The 10,528-nt window shown below is 69.2% G+C and carries 11 protein-coding genes; all 11 read right to left on the reverse strand.

All coding sequences use genetic code 11. The annotated features are described in order from the left end of the window. Nucleotides 1-7: 7 nt before the first annotated feature. Entirely contained in the window at nt 8-796 is a 789-nt protein-coding gene (locus DFO63_RS17630; protein WP_049443111.1) for a hypothetical protein, read from the reverse strand. Next, a complete protein-coding gene (gene gspM / locus DFO63_RS17635) occupies nt 786-1,505 on the reverse strand; it encodes a type II secretion system protein GspM (RefSeq protein WP_233490867.1) in 720 nt (239 codons plus the stop codon). Before gspM ends, DFO63_RS17630 begins: the two co-directional genes overlap by 11 nt. Next, on the reverse strand, nt 1,486-2,631 hold the full coding sequence (locus DFO63_RS17640) for a PilN domain-containing protein (RefSeq protein WP_119007456.1): 1,146 nt from the start codon (nt 2,629-2,631) through the stop codon (nt 1,486-1,488). Before DFO63_RS17640 ends, gspM begins: the two co-directional genes overlap by 20 nt. Then, nucleotides 2,628-3,491 (reverse strand): type II secretion system protein GspK, encoded by an 864-nt coding sequence (locus tag DFO63_RS17645; protein ID WP_119007457.1) that lies wholly within the window; start codon nt 3,489-3,491, stop codon nt 2,628-2,630. Before DFO63_RS17645 ends, DFO63_RS17640 begins: the two co-directional genes overlap by 4 nt. Further along, nucleotides 3,488-4,120 (reverse strand): type II secretion system protein J, encoded by a 633-nt coding sequence (locus DFO63_RS17650; RefSeq protein WP_119007458.1) that lies wholly within the window; start codon nt 4,118-4,120, stop codon nt 3,488-3,490. The genes DFO63_RS17645 and DFO63_RS17650 overlap by 4 nt, the downstream gene beginning before the upstream one ends. Beyond that, nucleotides 4,117-4,536, reverse strand: coding sequence for a prepilin-type N-terminal cleavage/methylation domain-containing protein (locus tag DFO63_RS17655; RefSeq protein ID WP_049443107.1), 420 nt, complete (start codon nt 4,534-4,536; stop codon nt 4,117-4,119). Before DFO63_RS17655 ends, DFO63_RS17650 begins: the two co-directional genes overlap by 4 nt. Then, nucleotides 4,533-5,027 (reverse strand): GspH/FimT family pseudopilin, encoded by a 495-nt coding sequence (locus DFO63_RS17660; protein WP_119007459.1) that lies wholly within the window; start codon nt 5,025-5,027, stop codon nt 4,533-4,535. Before DFO63_RS17660 ends, DFO63_RS17655 begins: the two co-directional genes overlap by 4 nt. Nucleotides 5,028-5,033: 6 nt before the next feature. Next, a complete protein-coding gene (gspG, locus tag DFO63_RS17665) occupies nt 5,034-5,477 on the reverse strand; it encodes a type II secretion system major pseudopilin GspG (RefSeq protein WP_014035933.1) in 444 nt (147 codons plus the stop codon). A gap of 49 nt (nt 5,478-5,526) precedes the next feature. Next, nucleotides 5,527-6,747, reverse strand: a complete 1,221-nt coding sequence (locus tag DFO63_RS17670; protein WP_014035932.1) for a type II secretion system F family protein — start codon at nt 6,745-6,747, stop codon at nt 5,527-5,529. A 24-nt stretch (nt 6,748-6,771) separates the two neighbouring features. Then, nucleotides 6,772-8,493, reverse strand: coding sequence for a type II secretion system ATPase GspE (gene gspE, locus DFO63_RS17675; RefSeq protein ID WP_119007460.1), 1,722 nt, complete (start codon nt 8,491-8,493; stop codon nt 6,772-6,774). Between the two features lie 136 nt (nt 8,494-8,629). Further along, entirely contained in the window at nt 8,630-10,483 is a 1,854-nt protein-coding gene (locus DFO63_RS17680) for a S8 family serine peptidase (protein WP_049443105.1), read from the reverse strand. Nucleotides 10,484-10,528 lie beyond the last annotated feature (45 nt).

The following is a 10,528-nucleotide window of genomic DNA, read 5'->3' on the forward strand; positions in this document are numbered from 1 at the left end:
ATTCACTCTATCGGTTGGTGCCATCGCCCGGGGGCGGCGACGGTTGTTGCTGCTGTTGCTGCAGCTGGCGGCGACGGGCCTGGATGCGTTCGCGGATGGCCTGCATCTGCGCTTCGCTGGGACCGTTGTTGTTGGCCGGTGGTGTTTTTGCAGCGGCCGCCGCAGGCGCTGGTGCATTGCCAGCGGGCGACGGCGATGGGATTGCGGCGGCCGGTGGCGGCGCCGGCGGAGCGCCCGCCGAGGGCGGCACAACAATCGCGCCTGCAGGCGGTGCACCATTTGCTCCGCGCAGCACCGTCGGCGGCTCACCGCCCTGGCCGTTGAACACCGCCAGTTCGAGGACCTGGTTGCCACCGGGGCCGATCACCGTGGCCTGGCGCGGCTGCAGCGCCACCAGCTGCCAGCCATCCACGGCTTCGCCGTTGAGGCGCAGGCGCAGCGAGCGGTTCTGTTCGGTGGTGAACGTGGCCATGCCGAAATCGCCGGTCAGCAGCACACCGGTCAGGCGCAACGCGGCGCTGGCCGCCGGTTCGCTGCCACCCAGCAGATAGGGCCGCGGCCTGCGGTCTTCGGCGAACAGCGGGCGCTCACCGATGGCGCTGTAGCTGTCGGCGCTGGCCATGCGCTCGGCCGCCAGCGGCGGCAGCGATGGCAGCGATGGCGCGGCATCGGCATCACCGCCGGCACCCGGCAGATGGCTGCCCAGCCCGAAGCCGGTCGCCAGCCAGACGGCGGCCGCCCAACCGGCCAGCGCCAGCAGGAAGCCGGTACGCAGGCTGATCTGCTCAAGCTTCATCGGCCACCTCCTGTCCTTCGGACGGGGGCGCCGGGTGGGGCGCAGGTGCGGCCTCGGCCGGCGACGCAGGCGGTGCCGGTGCCGGTACCGGTGCCGCAGCGGGTGCCGGTACCGTGCCATCGGCGGCGGCGCCTGGCAGCAGGTAGCCGGCCAGCTCGAAGGACACGTCCAGGCCCAGCCCCGATTCGTTCGGCGATTGCTGGAAGCGCTGCGCGATCAGGTTGAGGTTGTCGACGAACAGGCGTGGGCTGCCGGTTTCCAGGCTGTGCAGCACGGTGGCCAGTTCGGCCACGCCACAGCGCAGGCGCACCTGCATGGCGACGCGCACGAACTCGGCGTCGCGCCGGTTGTCGGTCAGCGGCGTGCGGTTGCTGATGGTGCAGCTGCGGTTGCCTGGGCTGGCCATCGCCACAGCATCCTGCAGCCGCGCGCCCAATGCAGCGGCGGCAGCTTCGGCAGTGGCTTCGCGCAGGAAGCCCGGCCGCTGCTGCAGTGCCTCGCGGGTAGCGCGAAGGCGCTGTTCGATCTGCGGCTGCTGCTGCAGCTGCGCCTGCACGCGCGACTCGCGTTCGCGCAGGGCGGCGACATCGGCATCGATCGCACGCAGCGGCTGGGTGAACCAGGGGTGCACCAGCAGCAGATAGGCCAGGCCCAGCACTGCCAGCAGCAGTGCCAGCGCCAGCCAGCGGTCACGGCGTGCGCTTGGCATCGGCATCGGCCGCCTCCGGGGTCGGTGCGGCGGCCGGCAACGGCTGCAGTTCGGCGGTCATGGTGAAGCGGTCGCGGCCACTGGCGGCGCCATCGGCCTGCAGCACCCCGGTCAGGTTGACCTTGCGCCACTGCGGTGCGTCCTGCAGCAGCTGCACCAGCTGCGATGCCTCGCGGCTCAGGCCGATCAGCTGCAGGTTGTTGTTCTCGATCGCCAGCTTTTCCAGGTAGGTACCTTCCGGCAGGCGCCGGGTCAGTTCGTTCCAGATCTCGACGGTACCGGCGCGCTGGCTGCGCTGCTTCTCCAGGAACGCGGCGCCATCGATCAGCGCCTGCAGCTGCGCGCGTTCGCTGGCCACGCCACGCGCACTGCGCGCGCTGCGCTCGACCTGTGCACGCAGCTCATCGGCCGCGGCCTGGCGGTTGTCGAGCAGCTGCACCGCGGCCAGTACCAGCATCACGACGGCCGCCACGGCCAGCAGCAGGTTCCAGCGCCGCATCGGGTCTGGCCGCAGTTGGCGCTGCGGGGGCGGCAGCAGGTTCACCTGCAGCACGTTGCCCTGCGCATCGATGGCATCGACGCCCGCCAGCGCATCGGCCCATGGGCCCACGCCGGTGCGCCATGCTTCCAGTTGCCGCAATGGCCACGCCACCAGTTCGACCTGCAGCTGGCCTTCGCCGCCCGCGCCGAGTTCACGCACGTCATAACTGACCTGGGACGATTCGAACGGGGTCTGCCGGTCGATCTCGAAACCGACCACGGCACGCAGGCGGTCAGCCGCTGCAGCGGGCAGGCGCAGGCTACGCCGCAGGACATCCGCCGCCGGCAGCAGCCACACCCGCGGCAGAGTGCGCAGGCGAGGCTCCAGCACGCGGTCCAGGTCCAACGGCGACAGCGGCCACGGCAGGCGCGCCACCGCTTCGCGGCGTTCGCCGGCTTCACGCCAGACCTGCAGCTGGTCGCCCTCGTGCTGCAGCAACAGGCGTGCCTGGCCCCAGCCCAATGCCCATTGCCAGCGCACCGGCACCCAGGCCAGCAGCGACTGCCGCCACCAGCGCAGGAAACGGCCAGCGCCCGGGCCGATCCGGCCCTGCACCTGCCGCAGACTGTCCTGCCACGCCGTCATCTTGCTGTCATTCCCTGCTCCCAGCGAAGCACTGTGTAGGTCCGCCCGGGAACCCCGCCCGAGCCACTGCGTACCACTGCCTGCAACACCGACCTGCGTCCACTGCTGTCGATGGCACCGGACTCGATACTATAGGTGCCGCTGCTGCTGGCAAGCGTTGTCGTGCCACCAGCGGAATCTGCATCACGCTCCTGCTGTGCGCGCTGCGCCATCACCATGTCTGCATCCAGCCCCAGCGCGGTCAGCACCGGCGCGCTGGCGAACTGCGGATCCGGCCGTGCCTGGCGGCTGTACAGGGTCAGGTGAGGCAGCATCGCCCGGTACAGCGGGCCGCGCATGCCCAGTACCCGCTGCAGCTCGCCCAGGGTCTCGAACCGCTTGTTGCGCGGGCCGTAGGGCAATCCGGCTGCGGCGTAGTCCTGCGCTTCGGCGCCACCGCCCGGCTGCAGCAGGCTGTCCTCGTCGCGCCAGTCGATGATGGCCCCGGCCAACTGCCGGGCCTGTGCATCGTCTTCGCCAAGCGCCTTGAGGAAGGCGGCCAGCAGCGCCGCATCGGCCAGGTTCAGGTTGATCTTGCCGTTCTCGTCCAGCACCTTGATCTCGATGCTGGCGTCGTCGAACTGCCAACGGTAGGTACGGCCATCGGCACGCCAGGGCGCCCGTTGCGGATCGGCTGACAGACGCAGCAGGGCATATTCGAGGCCGGCGCGCGCACGTTCCTGCCCGCGTGCATCGTCATCCAGCACGCGCTGCTGCAGGTGCTCGACCCGTGCGCTCAGCGCGAACGCACCGACCAGCGCCGTCATCAACGCGATCAGCCACAGCACCAGCACCAATGCCGCCCCACGCTGACGGCTCATCGTGCGCCTCCACTGCCACCGGCACGTGGCGCCACCACCAGCGGCGGCCACGGCGCGCCCCGGGACGGCACGATCTGGATTTCCACCAGCATCGGCAGGCGGCGGGTGTCATCCCAGCGCGGCAGCCAGTCGGTCACCTGCCCGGTGCTGGCATCGATGCCGCGATAGCGCAGCTGCACCGACTTCAGGTTCTCCACCAGCACCTCCGGCGGGCGCGGCGGATTCTCGGCGATGCGCTCGCCTTCCTGCAGCAGTACCAGGTCCAGCAGCAGGCGCTGCCGGCCGTCGCGTCCGTCCACCTGCAGCGCGTGCAGGTAGGGGCCGCCACGGCCGAGGTATCCGGGCAGGTCGGCGGCGAACAACATCCGTTGCTCCTCCCCCTGGAAGAAGATCGGTTCGCGGGTGGGGTCCGGAACCTCCAGCGGGGTGCGCAACGCGCCCGCCAGCTGCCTGCGCAGCAAGGACTCGACCGCGCGCATGCGTTCGCTCTCGGCGGCGATCTGCTCGCCGCGCTGGCTGACCGCCATCGCCGAGCGCACGCTGGCAAAGGCCAATGCCAGGCCGCCGGCCAGCAGCACGGTGGCCAGCATCACTTCGACCAGGGTGAAACCTGCGGTGCGGCGCCTCACCGAGCATTCTCCAGGTCGGGCGGCAACAGGCGCAGGCTGCGCCAGCGCAGCTGCTCGCGCTCGCTGTCACCCCAGCGCACCTGCAATTGCAGCTCTGCCAGCCATGGTGTGCCCGGTGACGTGGCCTGCACGACATTGCCGGCGCGTGGCTCCACCCACGGCTGAACCTGCAGTTCCCAGTGATAGCGCCCCTGTTCCCAGTCACCCTGCTGGCTACCCACCTGCAGCGGTGCGTCGATGCCGGCCTCGGCCAGCAACGACTGTGCATGCAGCACCGCGCGCGTGCGCAGCTCGGCATCACGTACCTGTTTTGCGCCGCCGGACAGGCTGCCCAGCAGCAGGGTCAACGCCAGGCCCAGCAGGGCGAAGGCGATGATCACTTCCAGCAGGGTGAAGCCACGCGCGCGCCGCTTCATTGCGCCCGCCAGGGGCCGGAGCGGACCTCGCCGGTGAGCCAGCCAACGTCGACGCGCCATTCGGCACCGTCGCGCTGCAACCGGATGCGGCCACCGCTGGAGCCGCCATCGGGATGGAATTCGATCACCCCCTGCCCCGGCGCGGTGGCCAGCTGGGCGGCACCTTCGAACTGCACCTGCAGCTGTGCCGGCACCTCACCGTGGCGCTGGTTGGCACCCTCCCAGCGCCGCCGTGCCGGTTCGATCACGAAGCGCTGCGGTTCGCCGCGGGCGATTGCCTGCGCGCGCACCATGCGCAGCTGGTTGGCGATGTCCTTGCCGGCGCTGCGCAGCTGCATGCCGGCGAACCCGCGCGACAGGCCGGCGGCGGTGATCAGGCCGATCGCCGCGATCAGGGCGATCACCAGCAGCATTTCCAGCAGCGACAGTCCAGCCGCGCGCCTGCCGTGCAGGCGCGGGCGTGGCAACCGGCGCGGCAGGAAATACGTCATGCGTGGTTACGGCTGGTAGCGGATGTCAGCGTCGACGCTGCTGCCGCCGGCCTTGCCATCCTTGCCCAGGCTGACCAGCTCATACGGCTGGCCTTCGCCCGGCGCGCGGTATTCCAGCGCGTGGCCCCACGGGTCATTCAGGTCGGCCGGCTTGGCGTACGGGCCGAGCCAGCCGCCGACACCGGCCGGCGCCGTCACCAGGTCGTTGAGCGTGCCCGGCAGCTTGCCGGTATCGATCTGGTAGTTGTCGATCTTGGACGCGACGGTCTGCACCTGCGCCTTGGCGATGTTGGCCTTGCCGCGGTCGGCGCCGCCCAGCACGCGGCTGGCGACCAGGGTCAGTACCGCGCCGATCAGCACGATGACGATGATGATTTCCAGCAGGCTCATGCCCGACTGGTTGCGCGCGGCGGTGAAGGAAAGGCGGATCGGTCGGCGACGGGCAATCATGGACGGTCCTTTCAGTTGCGGAGTGTCGGGGTTGCAGGGAGTGCCATCGTCAACCGATGGCATTGGTCAGGTCGTACAGCGGCACCAGCACGGCCACGATCACCGCGCCGACCACCGAGGCCAGCACCAGAGTGATCGCCGGCACCATCGCCGCCAGCATGCGGTCGATACGCCGGGCGCTGTCCTGTTCGAACGTATCGGCGGCTTTCAGCAGCATGGTATCGAGCGCGCCGGATTCCTCGCCGACCTGGATCATCTGCAGGGCCAGGCGCGGGAACCGCTTGCCGCGCGACAGTGCCAGCGACAGGCCGGCACCGTTTTTCACTTCATCGGCGGCCGTTTCCACGTCGGCGGCGAGTGCGCGGTTGCCCAGCACGTTGCGGGCGATGCCCAGCGCACCCAGCAGCGGCACGCCATTGCGCAGCAGCGTCCCCAGCGTACGCGCCAGCCGCGCGGTTTCCAGCTCGCCGACGAGGCGGCCGATGCCACGCCGCTGCAGCAGCCAGCCATCCAGCGCCAGCCGGAACGCGGGTTGCCGCGCCTTGCGCTCGAAGAACAACACCACCAGCGCCGGCACCACCAGCAGCAGCACCCACCAGTCGCGCACGAACAGGCCCAGCTGCAGCACGGCGTTGGTGAACCACGGTAGCGCCACGTCCAGGCTCTCGTACATCTGCGCGAACTGCGGCACCACATAGCCGAGCAGGAACAACAGCGCACCACCGACCACCACCAGCAGGATCGCCGGGTAGACCAGTGCGTTGATGACCTTGCCCTGCAGCGCGCGGCTGCGCTCGAGGTAGTCGGCCAGGCGCTGCAGGGTTTCATGCAGGCTGCCGCCGGCCTCGCCGGCGCGCACCATGTTCACGTACAGGCGCGAGAACAGCCCATGCTGGCGTTCCAGCGCGGTGGACAGCGGTGCACCGCCGCGCACTACGTCGCGGATGTCGGTGATCGCGCGGCGTGATCGTTCGTCCTCGGGCAGGCCCAGCAGGATCGACAGCGCGCGATCCAGCGGCTGGCCGGCACCGAGCAGGGTCGCCAGCTGCTGGGTGAACTGCAGCAACGCAGCACCCTGCAGCGGGCGCTGCTGCAGCAGGTTGCGCCAGCTGCTGCCACCGATCGCGCCGGCATCGGCCAGCTGCGTCTCCATCGGCAGGTGGCCCTGGTCCTGCAGGCGCGCGATCAGCTCGGCCTCGCTGGCCGCTTCCATCTGCCCATCGAAGACCTCGCCATGCGGATTGAGCGCCTTGTAGCGATAGTTCGGCATGTCAGCCCCGGCGTCCTGCGCGCATCAGCTTTCCTCGGTCACGCGCAGTACTTCCTCGATGGTGGTCTGCCCGCTCAACGCCTTGGACAGGCCATCCTCGTACATGGTGCGCATGCCAGCCTCGCGGGCGATGCGCTCGATCTCGCCCATGCCATCGCGACGCATCACCGCGCGGCGCAGCGCATCGTTCATCACCAGGAATTCCATGATGGTGGTACGCCCCAGATAGCCGGTCGGCGCCAGTGCCGACGGCTTCGGGCGGTACAGGTGGATCGGCCCTTCCGGCTGCAGGCGGCGCAGTTCGAACCGCTCGATCTCTTCCGGCGAGGCTTCGTAGCGCTCGGCGTGGGTCGGTTCCAGCCGGCGTACCAGGCGCTGCGCCAGGATGCCGTTGATGGTGGAGGTAAGCAGGTAGTCTTCCACGCCCATGTCGAGCAGGCGGGTGATGCCACCGGCGGCATTGTTGGTGTGCAGGGTGGACAGCACCAGGTGGCCGGTCAGCGCCGACTGGATGGCGATGCGCGCGGTTTCCAGGTCGCGCATTTCGCCGATCATGATGATGTCCGGATCCTGGCGGACGATGCTGCGCAGCGCGTTGGCGAAGTCCAGGCCGATCTGCGGCTTCGCCTGGATCTGGTTGATGCCCTCGATCTGGTACTCGACCGGGTCCTCGACCGTGATGATCTTGACGTCGGCGGTGTTGAGCTGGCTCAGCGCGGTGTACAGCGTGGTGGTCTTGCCCGAGCCGGTCGGGCCGGTCACCAGCAGGATGCCGTGCGGCTGCTCCAGCACCTTGTGGAACTGCGGCAGGAAAGCGTCGGTGAAGCCGAGCCGGTGGAAATCGAACACCACCGTTTCGCGGTCGAGCAGGCGCATCACCACGCTTTCGCCGTGCGCGGTCGGCACGGTACTCACGCGCAGGTCCAGCTCCTTGCCCTGCACGCGCAGCATGATGCGGCCGTCCTGCGGCAGGCGGCGCTCGGCAATGTTGAGCTTGGCCATGATCTTGATGCGGCTGATCACCGCGGCGGTGAGGTTGGCCGGCGGGCTTTCGCCCTCCACCAGCACGCCATCGACGCGGTAACGGACCTTCAGCCGGCTCTCGAACGGTTCGACATGGATATCCGAAGCGCGCAGCTCCACCGCACGCTGGATCACCAGGTTGACCAGGCGGATCACCGGCGCTTCCGAAGCAAGGTCGCGCAGGTGCTCGATATCGTCGACCGCACCGCCCTCGCCATCCGCGGTTTCCACGATCGCGCCCATCGCGCTGCGGCCCTGGCCGAACCAGCGCTCGACCAGGTCATCGATCTCCGCGCGCATGCCCAGCACCGGCGTCACCGGAACCCCAAGCGCCAACTGCACGGCCTGCTGTGGATAGGCATCGTGGGCATCGGCCAGCCACAGCCGCACCCCGTGTTCATCCAACTCCAGCGGGCACACATGGAACTGCTTCAGGAAGCGCAGCGACAGCGGCAGTCCCTCGGCCAGCGCCTGCGGCGGGGCCTCCGGCACCTGCTTGCCTTCCAGCAGCGGCAGGCCCAGCACCTCGGCGCTGGCCTGTGCCTGGTCGCGTTCAGACACCAGGCCCAGGCGCACCAGCAGGCCCAGCAGGCTGCCACCGGCCTCGGCGTGCAACGGCCGCGCGCGTGCCAGGTCTCCTTCCTTGAGCCGGCCGCGCGCCAGCAGCGCATCCAGGATGCGGCCTTCGGCGTCGTCGGTAACGGTTGCAGCGAGCGCGTTCACGTGACTCTCCTGTCAATCGGCCCGACTTTAGCAGTTAAGCCGTGATTTCCGCCGCCCTGCGGCCACCTTTCGTAAAAAGACGAAGCCCGTCACACAGGATGACGGGCTTCGGCCATTCAACTACGACACAAGGTACTTACTGCGTGGCGAGAATGCTCACACCGTTGTAGGCGGCTTCGCCCACCACCTTGATGTAGTAGGTGCCGGCGGTCGGTGCCGTCACCCGCACCGTTTCCGAGGTGCCCGGACGCGTCGAGCGGGCGTCGCTGTCAGTGGCGCTCGGCTCGCGGCCCTTGGCCAGATACACCGACACGTTGCCGGTACCACCGTAGGTGATCACGCTGAGCTGCTTGCCGGCGACGGCTTCGAAGCTGTACAGCTTGCTGCTGCCGGCGGCGCCGTTCAGGCCACCGACCGCGGCCTTGTTGGTCAGCGGCGTGGCCACCGGCCCGCAGTTCTCGGTGCAGGGCTCTTCCAGTGCCTTGGCCAGCGCGGCCTTGGCATCGACGATACCGGTGCCGATCGGGGTGGCGGCCGGGATCGCGACCGGGAACGGACGCGCGGTTTCCTTCAGCAGGGTACGCATCGCGGCCGGGGTCAGCGGATCCTTGCCCTTGGCGATCAGCGCGCTCTGCACCAGTGCAGCGACGGCCGCGACATGCGGCGACGCCATCGAGGTGCCGCCCAGGCCCATGTAGCTGGGCGTACCCGACTCCGGCGTGGTGGCGGCGTTGGAGCCAGCCTGCCAGATGTAGCCGCCCGGATTGCCGTCGACGCTGCCGCCACCGCCCGGACCGGACAGGTCCACGCGGGTGCCGTAGTTGGAGTAGTAGGTGATGCCGCCGGTGATGCGGGTGGCACCGACGGTCACCACGCCGTCGCAGCTGGCCGGCTGGTACTTGGACGCGTTGTCGGTTTCATTGCCGGCGGCCACCACCACCGTGGTACCGCGCGAGATCGCGCCGCTGATCGCATCCTGGTAGGTGCTGGCGCAGGCGCCACCGCCACCCAGGCTCATGTTGATGATCTCGGCCGGATTGGTGTTGGCCGGGATGCCCGATACGGTGCCGCCGGAGGCCCAGGTCACGGCGTCGGCGATGTCGGAGAGGTAGCCACCGCACTTGCCGAGCACACGGACCGGCAACACCTTGGCCTTGTGCGCGACACCGGCCATGCCGACACCGTTGTTGGTCTGCTCGGCGACAGTGCCGGCCACGTGGGTACCGTGCCAGGAGCTTTCCTCGGCCAGCGAGCCGTCATAGCACTCGTTGTCGTTCTCGACCCAGTCACCGTAGTCCTGTGCGCCCGGCACGCGATCGTTGGTCGGGCGCCGCGAGGTCTCCGCATCGCTGATGAAGTCGTAGCCTTCCAGCAGGTTGCCGACCAGGTCGGGGTGCTGCGGCAGGATGCCGGTGTCGATCACCGCCACCACGATGCCCTCGCCCTTGGAGACATCCCACGCCGACGGCGCGTTGATGCCACCGGTGGCGTTGTAGTAGTGCCACTGGTACTGCTGGTACAGCGGGTCGTTCGGCACCAGCGCCGGCTGCACGTCACCGGCACGCAGTTCGGTGCGGCGCAGCTTCACGTCGGCTTCGGCGTACTGCACCGACGGATCGGCCTTCAGTTCCTTCAGCACACGCTGCAGTTCGGCAGGCGCCAGGCGGCCCTGCACACGGATGAGGTCCGCACCGGTAGACAGCTTGCGGACCACCTGCGGGCCGAGCGTGCTGGCGCGGGACGTACCGCCGGAGAGGCTGGCACGGCTCAGTGCGGACTGCACGGTGGACAGCTTCGCCGAGCGGTCGGTGGCGGCAGCAGCACCAGCCCGGTACTTGACGATGATGCGCTGGGTGCCCGGCTCGGCGGTGCTGGCCTGGCGCACCGGTTCACGGGTCGGCAACCCGGCGGCGTGGACGGCACCGACCGCCGTCATCGACAGCACGGCGGCGGCAAGCACATTGATGCGAAGGTTCTGCTTCTTGATCACGTCGAATTCCTCTTCTGGGTCATGGATCGAACCAACACTGCGGCC

Source organism: Stenotrophomonas sp. AG209 (assembly GCF_003550055.1).
In the GTDB taxonomy this organism is placed as follows: domain Bacteria; phylum Pseudomonadota; class Gammaproteobacteria; order Xanthomonadales; family Xanthomonadaceae; genus Stenotrophomonas.